The organism is Streptomyces sp. P9(2023), from assembly GCF_032436795.1.
In the GTDB taxonomy this organism is placed as follows: Bacteria; Actinomycetota; Actinomycetes; order Streptomycetales; family Streptomycetaceae; genus Streptomyces.
In genome coordinates this window covers 1-230 of record NZ_JAUPWM010000906.1, presented here as the reverse complement: position 1 = coordinate 230, position 230 = coordinate 1, and the positions used below count along the sequence as shown (strand labels likewise).

The following is a 230-nucleotide window of genomic DNA, read 5'->3' as shown; positions in this document are numbered from 1 at the left end:
GCGGCGATCCTCGGCGTTCAGATTGCGATTCTGCAAGTACTCATACAATGCGCCGTGCACCTGATTGGAGCCCGTACGGATGATGGTGTTGAACTGTCCGCCTGCGGCGTGTCCGTACTCCGGCGGGAACTGATTCTGATATGTCACGAACTCCGTAGTGGCGTCGGGCGAGATATAGACCAGCGGACCCGGGTTGGCCCGATTGTTGTTGTCGACGCCCTCCATCATGA

General features: G+C 58.3%; 1 protein-coding gene. It reads right to left on the bottom strand.

All coding sequences use genetic code 11. The features are described 5' to 3' along the window. Positions 1-230: hypothetical protein (locus Q5762_RS39860; RefSeq protein WP_315897205.1), on the bottom strand; the 230-nt coding region annotated here is incomplete at both ends.